Annotated in this window: 18 protein-coding genes; 10 read left to right on the top strand and 8 right to left on the bottom strand. The window is 70.6% G+C overall.

The window, feature by feature from the left end; genetic code table 11:
* Window positions 1–10 precede the first annotated feature (10 nt).
* The 4 genes from IPN03_21860 to IPN03_21845 all read left to right on the top strand — a co-directional run bounded on the left by IPN03_21860 (window position 11) and on the right by IPN03_21845 (window position 4,999).
* Window positions 11–1,570 carry an acyl-CoA carboxylase subunit beta gene (locus tag IPN03_21860; GenBank protein MBK9376293.1) on the top strand — a complete coding sequence of 520 codons (1,560 nt, stop codon included), beginning with the start codon at window positions 11–13 and terminating at the stop codon, window positions 1,568–1,570.
* Window positions 1,571–1,613: 43 nt separating this feature from the next.
* The gene (locus tag IPN03_21855) at window positions 1,614–3,107 is read left to right on the top strand and encodes an acetyl-CoA carboxylase biotin carboxylase subunit (GenBank protein ID MBK9376292.1); all 1,494 of its coding nucleotides are present in this window, start codon (window positions 1,614–1,616) and stop codon (window positions 3,105–3,107) included.
* Complete coding sequence (locus IPN03_21850) at window positions 3,104–3,631, top strand: hypothetical protein (GenBank protein ID MBK9376291.1); 528 nt, start codon at window positions 3,104–3,106, stop codon at window positions 3,629–3,631. The genes IPN03_21855 and IPN03_21850 overlap by 4 nt, the downstream gene beginning before the upstream one ends.
* Window positions 3,632–3,739: 108 nt before the next feature.
* The gene (locus IPN03_21845) at window positions 3,740–4,999 is read left to right on the top strand and encodes a DsbA family protein (protein MBK9376290.1); all 1,260 of its coding nucleotides are present in this window, start codon (window positions 3,740–3,742) and stop codon (window positions 4,997–4,999) included.
* A gap of 96 nt (window positions 5,000–5,095) precedes the next feature.
* Here the strand turns inward: IPN03_21845 and IPN03_21840 are convergent, their stop codons facing one another.
* The 3 genes from IPN03_21840 to ruvX are packed head-to-tail and all read right to left on the bottom strand — an operon-like array spanning window position 5,096 to window position 8,489.
* Window positions 5,096–6,973, bottom strand: a complete 1,878-nt coding sequence (locus tag IPN03_21840; GenBank protein ID MBK9376289.1) for a TonB family protein — start codon at window positions 6,971–6,973, stop codon at window positions 5,096–5,098.
* 44 nt (window positions 6,974–7,017) lie between these two features.
* Entirely contained in the window at window positions 7,018–8,073 is a 1,056-nt protein-coding gene (gene mltG / locus IPN03_21835) for an endolytic transglycosylase MltG (GenBank protein ID MBK9376288.1), read from the bottom strand.
* Window positions 8,070–8,489: a Holliday junction resolvase RuvX gene (gene ruvX / locus IPN03_21830; GenBank protein MBK9376287.1), complete on the bottom strand. Its 420-nt coding sequence runs from the start codon at window positions 8,487–8,489 to the stop codon at window positions 8,070–8,072. The genes mltG and ruvX overlap by 4 nt, the downstream gene beginning before the upstream one ends.
* 150 nt (window positions 8,490–8,639) lie before the next feature.
* On the opposite strand from ruvX, the gene IPN03_21825 reads away from it, so the two are divergent.
* Genes IPN03_21825 through IPN03_21800 form a run of 6 tightly spaced genes read left to right on the top strand, consistent with a single transcriptional unit; the run spans window position 8,640 to window position 15,668 of the window.
* Window positions 8,640–9,824 carry a thiolase family protein gene (locus tag IPN03_21825; GenBank protein ID MBK9376286.1) on the top strand — a complete coding sequence of 395 codons (1,185 nt, stop codon included), beginning with the start codon at window positions 8,640–8,642 and terminating at the stop codon, window positions 9,822–9,824.
* Between the two features lie 11 nt (window positions 9,825–9,835).
* A complete protein-coding gene (locus tag IPN03_21820; GenBank protein MBK9376285.1) occupies window positions 9,836–10,534 on the top strand; it encodes a CoA transferase subunit A in 699 nt (232 codons plus the stop codon).
* Between the two features lie 10 nt (window positions 10,535–10,544).
* Window positions 10,545–11,210, top strand: a complete 666-nt coding sequence (locus IPN03_21815) for a CoA transferase subunit B (GenBank protein ID MBK9376284.1) — start codon at window positions 10,545–10,547, stop codon at window positions 11,208–11,210.
* Window positions 11,211–11,269: 59 nt separating this feature from the next.
* A complete protein-coding gene (locus IPN03_21810; GenBank protein ID MBK9376283.1) occupies window positions 11,270–13,426 on the top strand; it encodes an LPS-assembly protein LptD in 2,157 nt (718 codons plus the stop codon).
* 53 nt (window positions 13,427–13,479) lie between these two features.
* Entirely contained in the window at window positions 13,480–14,346 is an 867-nt protein-coding gene (gene rfbD / locus IPN03_21805; protein ID MBK9376282.1) for a dTDP-4-dehydrorhamnose reductase, read from the top strand.
* Window positions 14,343–15,668 (top strand): DUF92 domain-containing protein, encoded by a 1,326-nt coding sequence (locus tag IPN03_21800; GenBank protein MBK9376281.1) that lies wholly within the window; start codon window positions 14,343–14,345, stop codon window positions 15,666–15,668. The genes rfbD and IPN03_21800 overlap by 4 nt, the downstream gene beginning before the upstream one ends.
* Before the next feature lie 875 nt (window positions 15,669–16,543).
* Here IPN03_21800 and IPN03_21795 read toward each other — a convergent pair.
* The 5 genes from IPN03_21795 to ablA are packed head-to-tail and all read right to left on the bottom strand — an operon-like array spanning window position 16,544 to window position 22,591.
* Window positions 16,544–17,278, bottom strand: a complete 735-nt coding sequence (locus IPN03_21795) for a cobalamin-dependent protein (GenBank protein MBK9376280.1) — start codon at window positions 17,276–17,278, stop codon at window positions 16,544–16,546.
* Window positions 17,279–17,285: 7 nt separating this feature from the next.
* Entirely contained in the window at window positions 17,286–18,839 is a 1,554-nt protein-coding gene (locus IPN03_21790; GenBank protein ID MBK9376279.1) for a lysine 5,6-aminomutase subunit alpha, read from the bottom strand.
* 14 nt (window positions 18,840–18,853) lie between these two features.
* Window positions 18,854–20,464 (bottom strand): hypothetical protein, encoded by a 1,611-nt coding sequence (locus IPN03_21785; GenBank protein MBK9376278.1) that lies wholly within the window; start codon window positions 20,462–20,464, stop codon window positions 18,854–18,856.
* Complete coding sequence (locus IPN03_21780; GenBank protein MBK9376277.1) at window positions 20,461–21,315, bottom strand: hypothetical protein; 855 nt, start codon at window positions 21,313–21,315, stop codon at window positions 20,461–20,463. The genes IPN03_21785 and IPN03_21780 overlap by 4 nt, the downstream gene beginning before the upstream one ends.
* A gap of 7 nt (window positions 21,316–21,322) precedes the next feature.
* Window positions 21,323–22,591 carry a lysine 2,3-aminomutase gene (gene ablA / locus IPN03_21775; GenBank protein ID MBK9376276.1) on the bottom strand — a complete coding sequence of 423 codons (1,269 nt, stop codon included), beginning with the start codon at window positions 22,589–22,591 and terminating at the stop codon, window positions 21,323–21,325.

The raw sequence follows: 22,591 nt of genomic DNA, 5'->3' as shown, positions 1-22,591 counted from the left end.
GAGCGAACGGATGAGGACGACCGAAGAGCGGATCAAGTACCTCGACGGCCTCCGGCAGGCGGCGCGGCTCGGTGGCGGCGAGGCGCGGCTGAAGAAGCAGCACGAAGCCGGAAAGCTCTCGGCGCGCGAGCGCGTCGAGCTCCTGGGCGACCCGGGCTCTTTCGAAGAAACGGACCCCTTCGTCGTCCACCGGTGCCGCGACTTCGGCATGGACGGGGCGGGGAACTCGATCCCGGGTGACGGGGTCGTCTCCGGCGCCGTCCGCGTGGAGGGGCGTCCCGTCTTCGTCTTCGCCCAGGACTTCACCGTCTTCGGAGGCTCCCTCTCCGAGACGAACGCGGCGAAGGTCTGCAAGGTGATGGACCTCGCGATGAAGGCGGGGGCGCCGGTCGTCGGCCTCAACGACTCGGGGGGCGCACGCATCCAGGAAGGGGTCGCCTCCCTCGCCGGCTACGCCGACATCTTCCTGCGCAACACGCTCGCCTCCGGCGTCGTCCCGCAGGTCTCGGCCATCATGGGCGCCTGCGCGGGCGGAGCCGTCTACTCGCCCGCCATCACCGACTTCGTCCTCATGGTGCGCGGGACCTCCTCGATGTTCGTCACCGGTCCCGACGTCATCAAGTCGGTGACCCACGAGGAGGTGACGAAGGAAGCGCTCGGGGGAGCGGATACCCACGCCTCCGTCTCCGGGGTCGCCCACATCGTGGCCGACTCCGACGCCGACTGCATCCTGAAGATCCGGACCCTCCTCGGCTACCTCCCGTCCAACAACCGGCAGGACCCGCCGCGGCGCGAATGCTCGGACCCGTGCGACCGGGAGGACGTCGCCCTCGACACCCTCGTTCCCGCGAGCGCGAACCAGCCCTACGACATGAAGGCGCTGATCAAGCGCGTCGTGGACGACGGCGAGCTGTTCGAGATCCACGCCGACTTCGCGAAGAACCTCGTCGTCGGCTTCGCGCGGCTCGGCGGACGCCCGGTCGGCATCGTCGCGAACCAGCCCGACTTCCTCGCGGGAGTCCTCGACATCGACTCGGCGACGAAGGGGGCGCGCTTCGTCCGCTTCTGCGACGCCTTCAACGTCCCGCTCGTCACCTTCGAGGACGTCCCGGGCTTCCTCCCCGGCACGCAGCAGGAGTTCGGCGGGATCATCCGGCACGGCGCCAAGCTCCTGTTCGCCTTCGCCGAGGCGACCGTCCCCAAGGTCACGGTCATCACGCGCAAGGCCTACGGCGGCGCCTACTGCGTCATGTCGTCAAAGCACATCCGCACCGACTTCAACTACGCCTGGCCGACGGCCGAGATCGCCGTCATGGGCCCGGAGGGCGCGGTCAACATCCTCTACGGCCGCGAGCTGGCGCAGAGCGCCGACCCCGTTGCGGCGCGCAAGGCGAAGGTCGAGGAGTACCAGGAGCTCTTCGCCAACCCCTACGTCGCCGCCCAGAAGGGCTACGTCGACGACGTCATCCTTCCCCGGACGACCCGCCGCCGCCTCATCCGCGCCCTCGACCTCGTCGAGAACAAGCGCGACGTCCTCCCCCCCAAGAAGCACGGAAATATCCCCCTATGAGAACGCGGGGTCAGGTCTACCTTCTACACTCTGCGGGGATCGCGTGACCGAGCGGCTCCTCATCGCGAACCGCGGTGAGATCGCCGTCCGGATCGCACGAGCCTGCCGGGACCTCGGGATCTCACCCGTCGCCGTCTTTTCCGATGCCGACCGGGCCTCGCTCCACGTACGGCTCGCCGACCACGCCGTCGGCATCGGCCCGGCTCCCGCGCGCGAGTCGTACCTCGTGCCGGAGAAGCTCATCGAGGCGGCGAAGAGGACCGGGGCCCGCCTCGTTCATCCCGGCTTCGGCTTCCTGGCCGAGAACGCCGCTTTCGCGAAGGCCGTGCGCGACGCCGGGCTCGTCTGGGTCGGTCCCGACCCGGAATCGATCGCCGCGATGGGCAGCAAGACCGAGTCCCGCGCGCGGATGAAGGCCGCGGGCGTCCCGATCGTCCCGGGCATGACGACCCCCGCGAAAGGCCCGGCCGAGATCGCCGCCTTCGGGCGCGAGCACGGCTTTCCCCTCCTCCTCAAGGCGGCCGCCGGTGGAGGCGGGAAGGGAATGCGGATCGTGAGGGCCGAGGACGAGGTCCCTGCCGCCTTCGAGCGCGCCAGGAGCGAGGCCGTCTCGTTCTTCGCCGACGATGCGGTCTACTGCGAGCTCTACGTCGAGAAGCCGCGGCACGTGGAGGTCCAGGTCCTGGGCGACCGGACCGGCCGCGTCGTCTCCCTCGGCGAGCGCGAGTGCTCCCTGCAGCGGCGGCACCAGAAGGTCCTCGAGGAGTGTCCGTCCCCCGTCGTGTCGCCCGAGCTGCGGGCCCGCATGGAGGAGGCCGCCGTCGCGGCCGCCCGGTCGGTCTCCTACGTCTCTGCAGGGACGGTCGAGTTCCTCCTCGCCCGCGACGGACGCTTCTACTTCCTCGAGATGAACACGCGGATCCAGGTCGAGCACCCGGTGACCGAGATGGTCTACGGCGTCGACCTCGTCGCCGAGATGATCCGGATCGCCCTCGGCGAGCCGATCAGCTTCGAACACCGTCCCGAGCCCCGCGGGCACGCCATCGAGTGCCGGATCTATGCGGAGGACCCCTCGAGCGGCTTCTCCCCGTCGCCGGGAACGATCCACCGTCTGAGGTGGCCGCAGGGGCCGGGAATCCGCGTCGACTCGGGTGTCGAGGAGGGGGACACGATTCCCCTCGACTACGATCCGATGGTCGCCAAGCTCGTCGCCTTCGGCTCTGACCGGAACGAGGCGCTCCGCAGGATGCGTCGCGCACTCTGCGAGACGCGGGTGGAGGGGATCGAAACCTCCATTCCCTTCTTCCTCGCCCTGCTCGAAGACCCCGACGTCCTTTCCGCGAACGTTTCGACCCAGTTCCTCGAAAGCTGGGCCTACCCCGGAGACCCCGCCCCGTCCGACGACGCGGCGGAGCTGGCTCTCGTCGCGGCGGCCGTCGCCGCGGCGCGGGAGAGTGTCGCCGTCCGCGGATCGTCGCAGCCCCGGCCTCCGTCGGCCTGGCGAACCGCCCGGCCGACATTCGGACACAGGGAATGAAGTACCGCGCGAAGATCGCCGGCCCTTCGGGGGAGCGCAGCGTCGAGGTGGAGGTCCAGCTCGACCCGACCGGCGTCGTGGTTTCCCTCGACGGCCGTCCTTCCCGCTGGGACGTCGTCCCGACACCTGGCGGCGGCTTCTCGGTCCTGCGTGCCGACGGCCGGCAGGCCGAGGCCGTCCCTCGCCCTTCCGCAGACGGAACCGTCCGTGTCCGGGTCGGTGCCGAGCGCGTGAGCCTCGAGCTCCTCGACGAGCTGACTGCCCGGGCTCAGGCCGTCGCCGGAAAGGGGAGCTTCCGGGGCTCTGGAGAGGTGAAAGCGGCCATTCCGGGCCGGGTCCTCAGGATACTGGCGGGCCCGGGAGATACCGTCGTCCAGGGGCAGCCTCTCGTGGTTCTCGAGGCCATGAAGATGGAGAACGACGTCCGCGCGCACAGGGATGGCGTCGTTCGCTCCGTGGAAGTCGCCGCCGGGCAGGCGGTGGGGGCCGGGCAGCTGCTCCTTTCCCTCGATCCCGCCGATTGACCGACCCGCGGCACGCGCTTCGCTATCATCCCGGCCGGACGTCTCGAAAGGCACTGCGGCCGTCCGCGAAGCGTCCGTCCAGCTCGAAAGAGGAGGCTCGTCCGTCCGATGACCCACCACCGTTCTCTCGTACTCCTTGCCGCGGCCACGCTTCTGGCGTGCCGCGCCGGCGGCGCGCCGCAGGCCCCGGCCGCCGAGAAGCCGGCCCCGGTCGCGGCGACGGCCCCGGCCGCGCCACAGCCGTCCGATCCGATCGCCGCGGCTCCAAAGAGTGCCGACCCGAGGACCGAAGCGCTTCTCGGCTGGCTGGAGGGCTTCTTCCCGTACGGCCCCGGCGAGCTGACGCTCGACGCCCTCGACGCCGTGAGAATCCCCGGCTGGAGGCTCTACCGCGCCGCGAAGAAGTTCACCGTCGACGAGCGCGCCAACGACCAGGCCTTCGTCCTCGCCGACGACTCCGGGAAGACCGCCCTCGTCGGGGACGTCTTCGTCGACGAAGCCCGGCTGAAGGCACCCAAGCCGGTCCTGGGTGAGTCCGACATCGACACCCTCCGCGAGCTCCTCGGCCGCTTCCTGAGGGGCCGGTTCAAGGTCACGTTCGACCCCTCGATCGACCGGCCCTCGATGAAGGGCATGAAGATCCAGCACGAGTCCGGCTACGGCGCCTACGACATCTCGGCCTTCGTCTCTTCCGGGGACGGGGCCCTTCTCCTCGTCGGAAGGGCGTGGGATCGCGGGAAGAGCTTTGCCGAGCAGCGACGCGCCCTCATCCGGCTCCAGGGGGCGCCCGCCCAGGGCCCGGCCGACGCCGCGGTGACGATCGTCGAGTACTCCGACATGCAGTGCCCCTTCTGCAAGAAGAGGGCTGCAGACCTCGACGCGCTCGTCCACAAGCTGGGGAAGGATCTGAAGATCCGCAGGGTCGCCAAGACATTCCCGATCTCCGAGCACACCTGGGCGTTCCGGGCGGCCTCCGCCGGACGGTGCTTTTACGAAAAGGACGCGGACGCCTTCTTCCGCTGGAAGTCGAGCGTCTTCGGCCGGCAGGAAACGCTTTCCGTCGGCGAGCTCGACACGTTCGCCCTCGACTTCGCGGTGGCCAACGACATCTCCGAGGAGGCGTTCCGCTCCTGCTACCTGCAGGGCAGCGCCGTCACGAAGGTCCTCGACGATCTGTCCGAGGGTTTCGCGGTCCGGGTCCGTTCCACGCCGACCTACTTCGTCGACGGCGTGCCGCTCTCGTGGTTCTCCGACAATCTCATGGAGGAGTACCTCCGCAAGACTTACCTGAAGGGAGCGGGGCTCCCGCTCGCCGCGACCGCCGCACCGAAGGCGGCTCCCGCGGCGCGGCCTGCCGGCCTGAAGTAGGGCCGGGGAAACGCGCCGCTCTGCGGCGGCACGGAAAAAGGGCGGGATGCCTCGCGGCGCCCCGCCCTTCTTCTTTGGCCCCTCTTCGGGCCCGTTCTACTTGATGACGAACGGCAACGGGACGACGATCCAGGTCTTCACCTTCACGCCGTCCTTGGTCGCGGGCGTCCACTGCCACTGCTTCACGGCCGAGACGCTCGCCTCGCCGAGGCCGACCCTCGGGGTCGTGTCGCGGTAGACCTCGGTCTGGGCGGCGCGGCCGTTCTCGTCCACCAGGACCCGGACGAGGACGGTGCCCGAGACCTTCCGGGAGCGGGCGAGGCTGGTCGCCTCGGGCTTGACGACCTTCGTCGCCTGCGGCGGTCGCGAGACCTGCCCGATGTCGACGAGGTCGCCGGGATTCACCCTCGGGGCCGCGGCTTCCGCCACCCTGCGGGCCGCCTCCTCGCGGGAGCGGGCGTCGGCGGCTTCCTTCGCGAGACGCTCGGCTTCTTCCTTGTCGGCAAGGGCGCTGGCGGCTCGCGCGGCCTCTTCGGCCTCGCGCGTCTTCTGGGCGGCGGCCTCGAGCGCCGCCTGCTCCTCGGTCCGCTTCCTCGCGGCCGCGGCCTGCTCCTTCCCGATCTGGGCCTCGACCTTCTTCATCTCTTCCTGGAGCCTGGCCTGGAGCTGGGCCTGGAACTCGGGATCCTCCTTGCCGACCATCATCGGGGTCGGAGCCGGCATCGGGGTCGGCGTCGCCGCGGCTACGGGCACCGGTGTGGGGGCGGCTGCCGGCTTCGCGCCGCCCCTTCCGAAGAGGAACCAGCCGGCGACGCCGAGGACGACGACGACCCCCGCGGCCACGAGGGGCACCGGGAGGCCGCCGAGAGCCGGCTTCTTCGCGACCGGCGTCCCGCCCATCGTCGTCGTGCCCGGTGAGGTCCCGCCGCCGAAGGAGGGCACGGCGACCGCCGCCGCCGCGCGGGCCGCGCGGGCGCGGTCGCGGACCTCCTTGTCCTTCTTCTCCTCGGCCGCGGCGAGAGGCTTCGGGTCGATCGTCTCCTCCTGCCCCATCTCCTTCCGTTCCTTCTCGATCGCCTTCTCGAACCGCTGGTGCATGAAGAAGGCGAGGTTGAACGTGGAGGGGGCGTAGGGGCCTCCGTAGAGGAGCTTGCCGAGGGTCTTCCTGTAGGCGACGACGTCCGTCTCGCGCTGCGCCGGGTCCTTCGCGAGGCCCCGGGCGAGGAGCTTGCCGAGGTCCTCCGGCATGGGGCTCCCGTCGACGGCGAGGACCGCGCCGGAGAGGGCGTCGGTGCCGGCCCCGGGGCTCGGCACCTTTCCGGTGAGGGCCTGCAGGAGGATCGTGGCGGCCGAGTAGATGTCGCCCGCGCCGCTCGGCTTGCCCGAGGCGAGGACCTCCGGCGCGATGTAGGGGCCGAAGGCGGCGAGAACGGCGGGCTTCTTGAGGGAGGGCAGGAGCCCGGCGCCGAGGCCCGCGCCGTAGACGCGGACGTCGCCGTCGTTGGAGATCGACACGAATCCCGGCGTCAGGAAGCCGTGCGGCGCGCCCATCTTCTTCTCGAAGGGCTTGCCCGCCTCGAGGGCGACGAGGAGCTTCTCGGCGATCAGGAGGGCGTGCTCCACCGGGAGCGGGATCGAGCCCTGGCCCTCGCCCGAGAAGAGGCGGTCGAGCGTCCGGCCGGGGACGTACTCGATGCCGGCGAACGGGACGTCCTCCACGATGCCGAGGACCGCTCCCTTCGCGACCGCGGGGCCACGGACCACCTCGAGATACTCCGAGGCATCCTCCATGGCGGGCACGAGAGCGGCCTCGTCGACGCCGGCGCCCTCGAAGACACGGACCAGCAGGAACGGCGCCAGGTGCGGTCCGGAGGCCGTTCCGGCGCGGTAGACGCCGCCGAGAGGGTCCGCTCCGAGGTGGCGGGTCAGGACGTAGGGACCGAATAGCCTGGGAATGGGGCCGCTGCTGCTCATCTCTGCTCCGCCTTCGGTGGACTTCCGGGGCGGAAAAGTCTACCTCAGCGGGGCGCGAGGGAAGCGGTTTCCTGAGCGGCCCGGGCCCGCCGGAAGAGAGCCACGTTCGCGAGGTGCTCCTCGTAGGAGACGGCGAAGCGGTGCTCGCCCGATCCGTCGCCGACGGCGACGAAGTAGAGGAAAGGGACGTCCGCCGGCGCCACGGCCGCCTCGAGGGCGGCGGCGCCGGGGCTGGCGATCGGGCCGGGAGGCAGTCCCGGGTGCACGTAGGTGTTGTAAGGGTCGTCCAGCGCCAGGCCGTCACGGGTCAGGGTGCCCGTCCAGAGGCCCCTGCGGCGGAGAGCGTAGACGGTCGTCGGGTCGCACTGCAGCGGCATCCCCACCCTCAGCCGGTTGTGGTAGACGGCCGAGACGAGCGCGCGCTCCGCCGCGACGGCCGTCTCCTTCTCGACGAGGGAGGCGAGGGTGGCCGCCTCGAGGGGCGTCCGTCCGAGCGCGCGGGCGCGCTCCTCGAAGCGGTCGGGGAGCAGGCGCCGGAACGTGGCGACGAGCGTCGAGACGACCCCGCGCGCCCCCTGCGACCGGGTGAAGTGGTGCGTGTCGGGGCCGAGGAACCCCTCGAGGCTCGGCGCCCCGGCTGGGACCCCTTCGAAGAGCCCGGGCTGGGCGAAAAGGGCATCGAGCTCGGCCTTCGCTGCGAGCCCTTCACCCGCTACGAGGCCGAAGATCTCGTCGGCCGTCAGCCCCTCGGGAACCGTCACGCGGTGGGAGACGACCTTTCCCTCGACCAGGGCACGGAGGACCTCCTCCGTCGTCCTCGGCCCTTCGAAACGGTACTCGCCGGCCTTCAGGCTCTCTCCGCGGAAGAGGAGCCTCATCACGCCGTACGCCAGGTGCCGGCTCCTCACGACCCGCTCTCGCTCGAGCGTCTCGAAGATCGCGCGGGTCGAGGTCCCGAAAGGTATCTCGACCACGACCGACGCACCCGGGTAGCCCTTGAACGGGCTCCGCACGAGGAGGAGACCCGCGGCGCCCGCCACGACCGCGAGGGCCGCCAGGGCGGCGATCCGGCCGGGCCACCGCCTCGGGCCCCCGCTCACCCGACGCTCCCGCCGGGGCGCGAAGAGAGCCAGTCGCGAAGGATCGTGGCGGCCGCCTCGGCGTCGAGCGCCGCCCGGCGGCGATCCGGTCGGCCGCCCGCTTCGCGCAGCGTCGCTTCCGCCGAGAACGAGGTCAGGGCCTCGCCGTGCAGCTCGACCGGCAGCCCGGAGGATTCGGCCAGCCTGCGGGCGAAGTTCCGGGCCCTGGTGGCGAATGCGCTGTCCCGGCCGTCTTCGGGCGACACCGGGAGGCCGACGACGAGCAGCTCCACCTCCCGTTCGCGGGCGGCAGCCGCCACCTCGGAGGCCGCCTGGGCGTCGCTGCGCCGGGAGACGACGCCGACCGGGACGACGATCTCCCCGGATTCGTCGGACACGGCGAGGCCGATTCTCTTCTCACCGAAATCCACCGCCAGGATGCGCATGGCGCGAGGATAGGGGGGCCTCTCCGGTGGTGTCCACCGGCATGCGGACCGGCGGAACGGTGAGCGGAGGGACGGGTAGGTAGAATCCGCCTGTTCCCCGTGGGCCCCTTCTGGCCCGGGGGCCTACGGAGCAAGCGAACGATGAAGAACGTCCTCGTCCTCTCGGCGGCCCGAACGCCGATCGGCACTTTCCTGGGGTCCCTTTCCTCCCTCAGCGCTTCCGAGATCGGCGCGCAGGCACTCAAGGCGTGCCTCGACCGGACGGAGTTCCCCGGGTACCGGGTCGACCAGGTCCTCATGGGGAACGTGCTGCAGGCCGGCCAGGGGCAGGCCCCGGCACGGCAGGCCATGATTGCGGCCGGCCTTCCGAAGTCGACCGGGGCCGTCACGATCCACAAGGTCTGCGGTTCGGGGATGAGGGCCGTCATGGACGGGACCAACGCGATCCTGTCGGGCGAGTACGACGTCGTCCTGGCCGGGGGGATGGAGTCGATGTCGAACGCCCCCTACCTCCTCCCGAAGGGGCGGCTGGGGATGCGGATGGGGCACGGCCAGCTCCTCGACTCGATGGTCCACGACGGACTCTGGGACCCGTACAAGAACGTCCACATGGGCAACTGCGCCGAGCTCTGCGCGGGGAAGTACGTGTTCACCCGCGAGGCCCAGGACGCCTACGCCCTCGAGAGCTACCAGCGGGCCCGCCGGGCCAACGACTCGGGCGACTTCCGGGCCGAGATGGTCCCGGTCTCGATCGAGGGCAAGAAGGGGACGACGGTCGTCGACCGCGACGAGGAGCCGTTCGCCACGCCCCTCGAGAAGCTCGAGAAGATGGGGTCCCTGAAGCCCGCCTTCCAGAAGGACGGCACCGTCACGGCGGCGAACTCATCGAAGCTCAACGACGGGGCCGCGGCGCTCCTCCTCGCGAGCGAGGGTGCGGCCCAGGAGACCGGGGCGAAGCCGATCGGCCGCATCGTCGCCTACGCCTCGCACGCCCAGGAGCCGGAGTGGTTCACGACGGCCCCCTCCTTCGCGGCGAAGAAGGCGATCGAGAAGGCGGGGATTCCCCTCTCGCAGATCGACCTCTTCGAGGTGAACGAGGCGTTTGCGGTCGTCGCCATGGCCTTCATCAAGGACCTCGAGATCGACCCGAACAAGGTCAACGTGAACGGCGGCGCGGTCGCGATGGGCCACCCCATCGGGGCCTCCGGCGCCCGCATCCTCGTCACGCTCCTCCACGCCCTGAAGGCCCGCAAGAAGAAGTACGGCCTCGCGGCGATCTGCATCGGGGGCGGCGAGGCGACCGCCATGGTGGTGGAGGCCCTGTGATCGACAAGGTCATCCTCTCCTCCTCGCACCACGAGGCGGCGGCCCGGGCGGTGGCCGACATCCCGTCCGGGGCGACGCTCGCCGTCGGGGGCTTCGGCCTCTGCGGCATCCCGGAGAACCTCATCCAGGCGCTCGCCGACCGCGACGTGAGGGACCTCACCTGCGTCTCGAACAACTGCGGCGTCGACGACTGGGGCCTCGGGGTGCTCCTCGGGAAGAAGATGATCCGCAAGATGCTCTCCTCCTACGTCGGCGAGAACGCCGAGTTCGAGAGGCAGTACCTGACGGGGGAGCTGGAGCTCGAGTTCTGCCCGCAGGGGACGCTCGCCGAGCGGCTCCGGGCCGGCGGGGCCGGCATCGCCGGCTTCTACACGCCGACCGGCGTCGGGACGGTCGTCGCCGAGGGGAAGGAGACGAAGCTCTTCGACGGGCGTGAGCACGTCCTCGAGCGCGGCATCGTGACCGATTTCGCCCTCGTCGCTGCCTGGAAGGGCGACCGGCTGGGGAACCTCGTCTACCGGAAGACCGCGAAGAACTTCAACCCGATGGTCGCCACGGCGGGGCGGATCACGATCGCCGAGGTGGAGCAGCTCGTCGACGTCGGCGAGATCGACCCCGACGACATCGACACTCCCGGGGTCTACGTGAACCGGCTCGTCGTCGCCCCCCGCGCCAAGCGGATCGAGCGGCGCACCGTGCGGAAGGGCTGAGGGGGAGTCGATGGGCAAGCTCGACAGGGACGGAATCGTGGCCCGCGCTGCGCAGGAGCTGCGCGACGGGATGTACGTCAACCTCGGCATCGGGATGCCGACCCTCGTGGCGAACCGGGTCCCCTCCGGGATGGAGGTCATCTTCCAGTCGGAGAACGGCATCCTCGGCATGGGCGCCTACCCGACGGAAGCCGAGGTCGACGCCGACCTCATCAACGCCGGCAAGGAGACGGTCACCGTCATTCCCGGCGCCGCGTTCTTCTCCTCCGCCGACTCCTTCGCGATGATCCGCGGCGGCCACATCGACCTCTGCATCCTCGGAGCGATGCAGGTCGACGCCGAGGGGTCGCTGGCGAACTGGATGATCCCCGGGCGCCTCGTGAAGGGGATGGGAGGCGCGATGGACCTCGTCGGCGGGGCCCGCCGCGTCATCGTCATCATGGATCACGTCGCGAAGAACGGCGACCGCAAGGTCCTGAACCGCTGCACGCTCCCCTTCACGGGGAAGCGTTGCGTTCACCGGATCGTCACCGACCTCGCCGTCCTCGACGTGAAGCCCGATGGGGCGGGCCTCGTCCTCGTCGAACGGGCGCCGGGAGTGACCGTCGAGGAGATCGTGGCGGCGACCGAGCCGCCCCTCGAGGTCCGCGGGGACGTTCCCGAGATGAAGCTCTGAAGCCAGGGCGGCGCCAGGTGGACCCTCCGGCGCGGCGGCTGTCCCTCGCGGGGGTCGCCGTGGCCGCGCTGCTCCTGGCGGCGCCCGCCGCGAGCCAGTCGTCGTTCGAGACCGACCCGTTCGCCTCCCGCTTTCGCGAACGCCCGAACCTCGACATCAAGTTCCGGATGCCCGAGGAGGGCGGCGTCATCAAGGTGACGGTGTCCGATGGGAAAGGGGGCCGGCAGAGCCTCCTTTCCGAGGACGTCTACGAGACCCAGGCCCCGAAGGGGGGCGTCGTCACGCTCGAGTACCAGGACATCAAGCTCACGGCCGACTACGTCCGGGCCGACCGCAGGACCCGGCAGGTCGTCGCCGAGGGAGACGTCGTCCTCGAGCAGGGGCCCTCGCGAATGACGGGCGTGCGCCTCGACCTCGACCTGACGGACAAGACGGGAATCCTGACGGACGGGACGGCCGAGCTCGCGGGCATCCTCGTCCGGGGAGCCGTCCTCGCCAAGACGGGCGCGCGGACGTTCGAGATCCGCGACGGCGCCGTCACCGCCTGCGAGGGGGACGACCCCGCGTGGGAGTTCGAGGTGAAGGACGGGCGGGTCACGCTCGACGACTACGCGAAGCTGAAGACGGTCGTCTTCCGCCTCGGCGGCATCCCGCTCCTCTACACGCCCTACCTGCTCTGGCCGGCCCTGCGCGACCGGGCCTCGGGCTTCCTCATCCCGGGCATCGGGTACAGCAGCAGCCGCGGCGGATTCCTGGGCCTCTCGTACTACCAGGTCCTCGGCCGCTCCGCCGACGCGACCGTCACGACCGACCTCTACACGAAGGAGTTCTTCGGCCTCGGCACGGAGCTGCGCTGGCGTCCGACCGCCGGGACGAGCTTCGCCGGCATGTACTACACCGTCATCGACCCCAACCAGCGATGGCAGTGGAAGACGGCGGGCTCGCTCGCGGCGGACGACCTCGCCCCGAGGACGCGGGCCGTGCTGAACTGGGTCGACTACTCGAGCATCGCGTTCTTCCAGACCTACGACCGCGATTTCTCCCTCACCTCGACCCGGACGGTCGGGCAGAAGGCGTTCATCACCCGGTCCGAGGGGCCCTTCGCGTTCAACCTCCGGCTCGAGAGGGAGACGGCCCTCTACGGCACGAGCGAGGTCGTCCTGGAGCGGAAACCGGTCCTCGAGGCGCGCCTGAGGCCCACCGGCCTCTTCGGCAACGCGGTCTTCGTCGAGGCGCAGGCCTCGGGCGGTTTCCTCCGTTCGATCCGTCCCACGGGCCAGCCCTCGGGGGACTACGAGCGCTTCGATCTCTTCCCGAAGGTCTCGGCGCCCATCTCTCCCGTCCCGTGGCTCTCGCTCAACGTCGAGGCGGGCTACCGGCTCACCCGGTACGGGGCATCGGTCTCGACCGACGGCCGTCTGCTCACCGACGAGCCCTACACGAGGGGCACGGCGCAGGCCGGCCTCGAGCTGACCGGGCCCTCCTTCGCGCGCATCTTCGACGTGAAGCTCGGGAAGTTCACGAGGCTCAAGCACGTCATCGAGCCGCGAGCCGACTACCAGTACCAGACCGACCCCGGCGACCTCTCGCGGACGCCCGTCTTCGACGAGGTCGACACGATCCTGCCCTCTCACGCGGTCCGCTACGCTCTCGTCCAGAGGCTCCTCGCCAAGGAGAAGTCGGGCGCCTCGCGCGAGATCGCCTCCTTCGAGGTCTCGCGCCTCCACTACTTCCAGCTCCCGGTGGGCGCCCCCGCGACGACCGCTCGCGACTCCCCGCTCGACGCCGTGCTGCGCGTCAATGCAGGGTCGTCGCTCAACTTCGACGCCCGGGCCGCGTGGGACCTGGCGGCGGGGGTCGTCACGTCCACGAGCGTGTCGGCGAACCTCGGGTCGAGCTCCCGCTCTCTGCGCTTCTCCTACTACGACAGCCGTCCCGTCGGCTCGGTGCGTCCTTCGACGCAGCTGAGGATCGGGGGCGGGTCCGCGATCCTGCCGAAGAACCTGCGGCTCGACCTCGAGGCGAACTACGACGTCGGGCAGGGGCGGATGCTCGAGTGGCGGAGCCTCCTGACCTGGGAGGCGTCCTGCTTCAAGATCCTCGGTGAGTACAGGGACCTGCGCCTCGGCGCGATTCCCACGAAGGACTTCCGGATCGGGCTCAACCTGAAGAACATCGGCAGCTTCCTCGATTTCACCGGGCGCGTCTCGAACTGAGCCGTGGCCTGCGAAGCGAGCCAGCCGGCGCGGGCCCGGCGGGGATGGAACAGATGGAAGACGGCAGGACGGAGCTGATCCTCGGCGCGGGCGGGATGCTCGCGCGGGGCCTCGCGGCGGAGCGGCCGCACGCCCTCTCTCTCGGCATCGGCGACCTCGACATCACCGACCCCTCGGCCCTCGCGCGCGCCGTCGCTGCGGGCGTGAGCATCGTCTGGAACGCCGCCGCCGACACCCGCGTCGACCTTGCCGAGACCGACCCGGCGCACCTGGCCGTCAACGACCTGGCGGTCGGCGTCCTCGCGGGTCTCTGCCGCGACGCCGGCGCGCTCCTCGTCCACGTCTCGACCGACTACGTCTTCGACGGCCGCGCGGGCCGGGCGTGGCGCGAGGACGACCCGGTCGCTCCCGTCAACGCCTACGGCCGGGGAAAGCTCGGCGGCGAGCGCCGCGCCCTCGAGAGCGGCGCCGAGGTGCTCGTCGTCCGGACCTCCTGGGTCTTCGCGCCGGGAGGGGTCAACTTCGTCGACACGATGCTCGATCTCGCCGGCTCGGGCAGGACCGAGCTGAAGGTCGTCGACGACCAGCGCGGCCGGCCGACGTTCGCGCCCGACCTCGCCCGCGCGCTCGTCACGCTCGTCGCCGCGGGGGCACGCGGCGTCGTCCACTTCGCCAACGCCGGCGAGACCACCTGGTTCGGCCTCGCGAAGGAAACGCTCGCGCGCGGAGGGTTCCCTCACGTGAAGCTCGTCCCCTGCACGACGGCCGAGTTCCCCCGCCCGGCGGCCCGGCCGGCGAACTCGGTTCTCGATACGACGCGCTACGAGCGGCTCACCGGCGAGGCGCCGAGGCCCTTCACGGCCGCACTCGACGAGCATCTCCGGCTTCGAGCGGGGGCGGCGGGGAAAGCGGAGGGTTGAGGCTCGACGGCACCGAAGCGAAACGCAAGGCCGTCCACGTCGGGATGGCCTCGTTCGCGCTTCTCCTCCGTTGGCTCGACTGGAGGGGCGCTGCCCTCTGTGCCCTGGGGGCACTGGCGTTCAATCTCCTCGTACTCCCGCGTCTCGGCGGAAAGGCCCTCTTCCGCGTGGACGACCGCGCCCGCGGCTACCCGGTCGGCATCCTGCTCTACCCGCTCGTCGTCCTCGTCCTCGTCCTCCTCTTTCCGGCCCGGCTTTCCCTCGTGGCGGCGGGGTGGGGCTTCCTCGCCTTCGGCGACGGCTTCGCGACCCTCTGCGGCATCACCCTCGGCGGGCCCCGCCTTCCGTGGAACAGCGGCAAGCGCTGGAGCGGGCTCGCCGGCTACGTCCTCTTCGGCAGCCTCGGCGCCCTGGCCCTCTCCTCGTTCGTCGCGGGGCGGGGACCGTCGCCCGCCGAGGGCGTGGCATTCCTCCTCGCCGGCCTCGCCGGAGCTGCCGTCGAGAGTCTCCCCTCCGAGCTGGACGACAACCTCGTCCCGCCGCTCGTGGCGACGGGAGTCCTGGCGGCCCTCCTCGCGGCGCTCCCGAACGTGGGTCTTCTCCTGGATCCCACCGCGCTTCGCCAGCTCTCCCTCGGCCTCGCGGTCAACGTCTTCGTCTCGAGTGCCGCGGCGCTCCTGCGCGTCGTACGCCCTTCCGGCGCGCTTGCCGGCGGCCTCGTCGGGACTCTCGTCCTCGGCCTCGGAGGCTGGGGGGCCTACGCGCTCCTCTGGGTCTTCTTCGCCGGTGGGACGCTCACGACCCGCTTCGGCCGCAGGCGGAAAGAGGCGATGGGCAAGGCGGAAGAGGCGGGCGGGCGTCGCGGGGCCGCGAACGTGCTCGCGAACTGCTCCGTCGCCGCGTTCCTCGTCTGCTGTGCCGCCATGACGCCGGCCGCCTCCGCCGCGCTCCTCCTCGCCGCGGCCGCGGCCCTCGCCACGGCCCTCATGGACACGGTCGGCACGGAGGTGGGGCAGGCGCTCCGAACGCCCACCGTCCTCCTCCCCGACTTTCGCCGCGTCCCACCCGGCACCGACGGAGCGGTCTCCGTAGCCGGCACCCTCGCGGGCCTCCTCGCGGCGCTCCTCCTGGCGGCCCTCGGCTGGAAGCTCGGCCTCTACCCGCCCTCCGGCATCCCGGTCGTCGTCGCCGCCGCCTTCGCCGGCACCGTCGTCGAGAGCCTCCTCGGCCGCGACGGAGCCCCCTGGCGCGTCACGAACGGCCACGTCCTCAACTTCTTCAACACCCTCGCCGGCGCCGCCCTCGCTCTCCTCCTCGCCTGAAGATTGAATATGGGGTCAGTTCCGTTTTCCGTTGCTCGGATCGAATGAGGGGGGCGGGGCCAGTTCCTCGTGAAACACGGAAAACGGAACTGACCCCAAGTCTTGACAGCCGAACCATCCCGTCGATTCCGCGGGGGGCCGCGGGCGGAGTGGGGCGTCTCGCGGCCGCCTGTTCCGCGCGGCCGACCCGCTTCCGAGCTCGCTGCGGCCGGGCGGGGGGCCCGCGCGGACTCCTCGCTTCGCTCGTCAGACACGCGCGCGAGCCTGATCCCCGCCCGGTCCTCGCGAACTCGAGCGGGTCCCCGGCCGTGCTCAGGGGCGGCTCGCGAGACGTCCCACCCCACCCGCGGCCGGCGGGCTTCGAGGTCTGCAGAGTCTGAATATGGGGTCAATTCCGTCCGGGTGTGGGGTCAGTTCCGTTTTCCGTTGTTCGACTCGGATGTGGGTCGATTCCATATCTTCGGAAAACACGAAAAACGGAACTGACCCCATGCTGACTTTAGGCCTCAGTTCCGGGCTCGCTCTCTGGCCTGACTCATCGGAGGGCTGAGCGGGCGGGAGGGGTGTCCCGCGAGCGCCGTTCGAGCACCCGCGGGGACCCGCACGGTTCCGCGAGCAGGACGCCGGACAAGGCGAGCGCACGTGTCTGACGAGCGAAGTGAGGAGTTTGCGATCGCCCCGGCGGCCCGCGCAGCGGGACCGATGCGGGTCGCGGGAGCGCAGAAGGCGCCGTGGGATACCCCTCCCGTACGCGACTCGTGCGGCACGATGAGATGGCATGGAAGACGTCCCGTCCCCCTTCGTCCCCCTCGTGCCCTCGGCCCCTCGTTCCCTCGTCTTTCTCTACGCTCCCCGTCCCACCGTAGAATAGAAAATCAAGACCTGACCCCCAGCTTCTCGATGAGGAAGGTGGCGACGTGCTCGGCGTAGGTGCCCTGGCCGAAGCCGGCGTCGTAGCCGAGCTCGACGGCGAGCTTGTTGCTGATGCGGGAGCCGCCGGCGCAGACGACGAAGCGCTCGCGCAGGCCGCGTGCCTCGAGGAGCTCGATCAGCTCGGTGAGGTTGCGGATGTGGACGTCCTTCTGGGTGACGATCTGGCTGACGAGGATCGCGTCCGCATTCACCTTCACGGCAAAGTCGATGAGCTTCTCGTTCGGCACCTGCGCGCCGAGGTTGTGGGCCTCCACCTCCGGGTAGCGCTCCAGGCCGTAGTGGTGGTTGTAGCCCTTCATGTTCATGATCGCGTCGATCCCGACCGTGTGCGCGTCGAAGCCCGTGCAGGCGCCGACCACGACGAGCTTGCGGCCCAGGCGGGCGCGGATCACCTCACAGGCCTCGTTCATCGAGTAGAGCCTCTCGCCGGTCGCCTCCTCGACGTGGATCGTGTCGACGTCGATCGACGTCTCCGTCCGCCCGTAGGCGACGTAGAAGCTGAAGCCCTCCGAGAGGGGCGCGGCGTGGACGATCTCGGCGTGGCGGAAGCCGAGCTTCTCGACGAAGAGGCGTGCCGCCTCGCGGCCGCGGGGGCCGAAGGGGACGGGGAGCGTGAAGGAGAGCTGGACCGCGCCGTCGTCCAGGGTGTCGCCGTAAGGTCGAATGATGGTCGTCATCGCGGCCTCAGAGTCCCAGTTCCCGCTGGAGGTGCGTCTCGAAGGGGTTCCAGTAGCTCTCGGCCTTCCTTCGCAGGCCCTCGAGCCCCTTGCCCATGTCGCGGGGGCGCTTGATGTCGGCGAAGAGCCCCTGCTCGATCGCGGGCATGAGTCCTGTCGCGTCGATCTTCTCGAGGAAAGCGATCGACTCTTCGAGGACGGCCTGCGCCCGTCTCACGATGGCCCCGTCCTTCCGGAACTCGATCTCGTCCCCGAGGTCGGCCATGTTGTTCATGACGTACTTCGCGTTCTCGAGGGCGAGGAAGCGGTCCTGCATGAAGGGCGTGTGGATCGCCTCGGTGAGCATCCCGAGGAGGTGGATCCCCTGTCCCGTCATCTGCGAGACGAAGTTGAAGAGGGCGTTCTGGACGACGCCGCGGAAGATGTCGCCCGTCATGAACTTCGTCGGCGGCATGTACTTCAGGGGCGCCTCGGGGAAGATCTCGCGCGCCATGAGGGCCTGGGAGAGCTCCATCAGGAAGCCGTTGCGGATCGCAGGGTCCATCTCGAACGCGTGCCCGAGCCCCATCTGCCAGGGCTGAAGGCCCGCGGCGAAGGCGAAGCGCTCGTTCAGGAACTGGCTCGCGAGAACGGTGTAGGCCTTCTCCACCGCGTCGGACGTCGTCAGGTAGTTGTCCTCGCCCGTGTTGATGATGACGCCCGCCCAGGCGTTGATCATCCGGCTGAACTTCTGGTCGACGAACGTCCGGTACATGTTGATGTCGCGGAAGAGGATCCCGTACATCGAGTCGTTCAGCATCATGTCGAGGCGCTCGAGCGCCCCCATGGCCGCGATCTCGGGCATGCAGAGGCCGGAGGCGTAGTTCGTCAGGTAGACGTAGCGCCCCTCCTTCTCGACGACCTCGTCGAGCGCGGCCCGCATGATCCGGAAGTTCTCCTGCGTGGCGTAGGTCCCGCCGAAGCCCTCGGTCGTCTCGCCGTAGGGGACGTAGTCGAGGAGAGACTGCGCGGTCGTCCGGATGACGGCGACGACGTCGGCCCCCTGCTCGGCCGCGGCGCGGGCCTGCTTGACGTCCTCGTGGATGTTCCCGGTCGCCACGATGACGTAGAGGAGCGGCGCGTGGTTCCTCCCCGCGTACTTCGCGAGGCGTTCCTCGCGGCGGGCCCGATTGCCGCGAACACGCATCGTGCAGGCGGAGACCAGCTCGGCGGCCTTCCCCTCGAGCGCGACGGGGTCGGCGAGCGGGAGGTCGGCGACGCAGAGCCCTTCGGCGACGCGCCGGTTGAGCCCCGCGACGCCCTCGCCCGTGCGGAGGAGGGCGTTCACCCAGTACTTCAGCGCCCCTTCCTCGAGGCGGTCCCGGAGCTGGTCGACGACGAGGTTCGGCACGGGCACGCCGTCGGCGTCGGCGCCGTCGGCGCCGGCGAGGCGCAGCGTCGCCCTCTCGACCGTGACGGTCGTGTGCGCCTCGATGAACTCCTGTACCGGCGCGACGATCCGCTCCGCGAGCTCGCGGGCGTGCGCGATACGTTCCGGCGGCAGGTGGAGCCTCTTCTCCATGGGTCCTCCTCGGGTCAGTCTTCTTGCTTCAGGAAGTCCCCGGCCCGCCGCGCGAGAGCCGGGGAGAGGCCCAGAAGCGCCGCGACGGCGATGGCGTCGGAGCGCCGCTCGCCCGGGGCGTCGGGCTCGAGGCAGAAGCGCATCTGCCGGTCGATGTGCCGGATACGGGCGGCGAGGTCCGCGTCGCCCGTACCGTCGGGCGCCGCGAGGTCGAGGCGCGTCCGGTCGAGCCCGCCCATCCGGAGGTAGCGGACACCGGGCAGCCGGCGGACGCCGCGGAAGTGGGTCGAGAAGAGCGCGACGACACGGGGTTTCCCGGCGAGCTCTTCGAGGATCGCCGACAGAAGCGCCTCGGCCTCTCCCGAGCTCGTCGTCCGGGCGAACTCGTCGAAGAGGGCGAGCGTCTCGCCGCCGAAATCGGCGTGCGCCTCGTTGAACTGGCGGATCTCGAAGCCGAACCCGGAGAGGCCCCGCCCCTCCTCGCGCTCCCGTCCTTCTCCCACGTAGTGCAGGTGACGGAAGACGCGCGTCGCGAAGCGGGCGGCGGGGACGAAGAGCCCCGCCTGCGCGACGAGCTGGAGGAAGGCGAGCGTCTTCAGGACGACCGTCTTCCCGCCCATGTTCGAGCCGAAGATCACCGTCGGACCGCCGCCGAACGTGGCGTCGAGCGGCGCGTACGGCGTCCCGAGGCTCTCGCAGAGCGCTTCCGTCGGCAGGTGCCGGCCGCTCTCGACGACGATCCCGCCCTCGTGGAGGATCGGGCGCGTGAGCCCCACCTCCCGCGCGAGGTGTGCCCCCGCGAGCGCGAGGTCGAAGACTTCGACGGCCTTGGCCTGCTCGAGGAAGAACGGGAGCGCCTCGCGAAGCGGTACGGAGAGCGACGCGAGGACGCGCGCCTCGAGCGAGCGCTCGCGCGAGAGGAGCGCGACCGTCTCCTCGGCGAGGCGGAGCGCCTCGGCAATCGGGCGCGGGCGAGCGCAGAGCCGGTCCGCGTCCCACGGCTCGAGGTCGAGGAGCGCCGCGGCGGCCGAGGCGTCGCCGATCCGTTCCCGGGGCACGAGGAGAAACGCGCGCCCCTCGAAGGCGAAGCCCCAGCGCTCGAGGACCGCGCTCTCGTACTCCTCGCGCAGGCGCCGCGACGCGGCGTCGGCCTCCCGGAGCGCGCGGCGGATCTCGGCGAGCTCCGGGTCGTACGCGTCCGCGACGTAGAACGATTCGTCCCCCTGGCGCCCAGTCCCGAGCAGGTCGGCGAGGCCGCCGGGAATTTCCCTCAACCCGAACCGCTGCCCGAGCGTCTCCGGCAGGAGCGAGAGGAGGCTCCGGTGGTTGAAGAGGAACTTCTTGAGCTGGAAGACCTCGACGTCGTCGAAGACCTCCTGCGGCGTCTCCGGGAATCGGGGCAGGCGGCGCAGGTGATGGTGGATCCGGTCGAGCGTCACGCGGTCGGCGTCGAGCCCCCCGAGGAGGGCGAGAGCCGCGTCGGTGAGGTCGTAGCGCTCCTCGAGCGCGGCCCGCTCGGTCATCGGGACCATCCGTGCCTTCGCGTCCCGGCCGAACGGGGTCATGGGCAGGAAGCGGCGCCAGAGCGCGTCCGCGCCCGCGTACGTCCAGATCCCCTGGCTCACGCCGCCACCTCGTACGGATTCGGGAGGAGCCGGGCGGCGACCGCCGGACCCACCGCGTGACGCAGATCCTCCGGCCCGACGCCCCGGAGCGCGGGGACGACGCCGAGAAGCCGGAAGCCCCGCCTCACGCTGCACGTCACCCGCGAAAGGAAGCGGAGCAGATCCGCCGGGGAAAGGAACACCTTCGTGAAGTCCTCGACGGAAAGCGCGACGAGGCCCTCGGGCAGTCCCTGCCTCACCTCGTCGGTGAGGGGCCCTTCGAGGCGCAACGCGCCCGCCGGCGGGTCGGGCACGACGGACAGCTGGGAGAGCGCGACGAGCGCGCGCAGGCGCCCGGCGACGCGCGGCAGGTTTCCCGGGTCGACACGGACGGTGTAGACGAACCCGACGTCCCCGAGCGCACCCAGCTGCGTCACGCGGTCGGCGGCGCCGTCGACGATCGCCGAGACGGCCCATCTCTCCTCGCGGACGAGGCGCACCGCACCCGAGAGGGCGGCGAGGCTGTCGGCGCCCACGAGCGTCACGCCGCCGCGCCGGACCGCCCGGCCGAGAAGGAGCCGGCCCAGGACGGACCGGCCCGGCAGCGTCTCGAGAACCTCGAGCCGGGCCGACGAGGCGCGCGCGAAGAGGTCGGTCGTCAGGACGACGTCTCCCTCCTCGACGAGGACCTCCGGCGCGGCCGCGCCGCTCCGGGCCTTCAGCCCGCCGTCGACCCCGACGCTGAAGACGGCCACGGGGCCGGCCCTGCGGGCGACCGGCAGGAGGGCGTTCAGGAAGGTGGTCTTCCCCGACCCCTTCTCGAATCCGGTCACCGCCGTGACCCCTCCCGCGACGCCCTCGAGGCCGGTCAACGCGCCCTCAGTCCTCGTTGCGCTTGTGGCGGATCAGGTCGCTCGGCTCGATGCGGCGCTTGTCGCCCGAGAGAAGCATCGCGACGCCGTCCTTTGCCCGGTACTTCGCGTCGTCCCCTTCTTCCTTCCGCGCCGCGTTCGCGGGTCCGCGCCCCTGCGGCCAGGAGTAGGTCGTGATGACCCCCTCGTAGTTGCGCAGGACGGCCTTCCCCTCGGCCATCGAGATGAGGTAGTTCGGCATGACCGGGATCTTCCCGCCGCCTCCCGGCGCGTCGACGACGAACGTCGGGACGGCGAGGCCGGTCGTGTGCCCGCGGAGCGACTCGATGATCTCGATCCCCTTGGCGACCGACGTCCGGAAGTGGCTGATGCCGAGCGAGAGGTCGCACTGGTAGATGTAGTAGGGCCGCACCCGGACCGTCATCAGCTTGTGGACGAGCTTCTTCATGACGACCGGGTCGTCGTTGATCCCGCGCAGGAGGACGCTCTGGTTCCCGAGCGGGATGCCGGCGTCGGCGAGCCTCTCGCAGGCGGCCTTCGCCTCGGCGGTGATCTCCTTGGGGTGGTTGAAGTGGACGTTCACCCAGACGGGGTGGAACTGCTTGAGCATGTTCACGAGCCCGTCGGTGATCCGCTGCGGCAGGACGACCGGCATCCGCGTCCCGATCCGGATGATCTCGACGTGCGGGATCTCCCGGAGGCGCCGGAGGATCGACCGGAGCTTGTCGTCCGGGAGGACGAGCGGGTCGCCGCCGCTGAGGAGGACGTCGCGGACCGTCGGCGTGTTCCGGATGTACTCGATCGCCGCGGAGACGTAGTCCTCCGGCATGTCGACGTCCTCGTCGCCGACGAGCCGCCGGCGCGTGCAGTGCCGGCAGTTCATGCTGCAGATGTTCGTCACGAGGAGGAGGACCCGGTCGGGGTAGCGGTGGGTCAGCCCCGGGACGGGGCTGTCGACGTCCTCGTGCAGAGGGTCCGCCATGTCCGAGGGGTCGTCGTGCATCTCGGCGATCCGCGGCACCGACTGCATCCTCACGGGGCACTCCGGATCGTCGCGGTCCATCAGCGCCGCGTAGTAGGGGGTGATCTCCATCGTGAACTTGCCGAGGCACTGCTGGATCTGGTCCCGCTCGAGGTCCGTGAGCTTGACGACCTTCTCGAGCGTCTCGATGTCCCGGATCCCGTTCTTCATGTGCCAGGTCCAGTCGTTCCACTCGGCGTCGGTCACGCCGGCGAAGAGCGGGATGGAGCGGAAGTCGACGGTCGGGTACTTCAT

The organism is Holophagales bacterium, assembly GCA_016719485.1.
In the GTDB taxonomy this organism is placed as follows: Bacteria; Acidobacteriota; Thermoanaerobaculia; order UBA5066; family UBA5066; genus UBA5066.
This window is presented reverse-complemented; position numbering and strand designations above follow the sequence as displayed.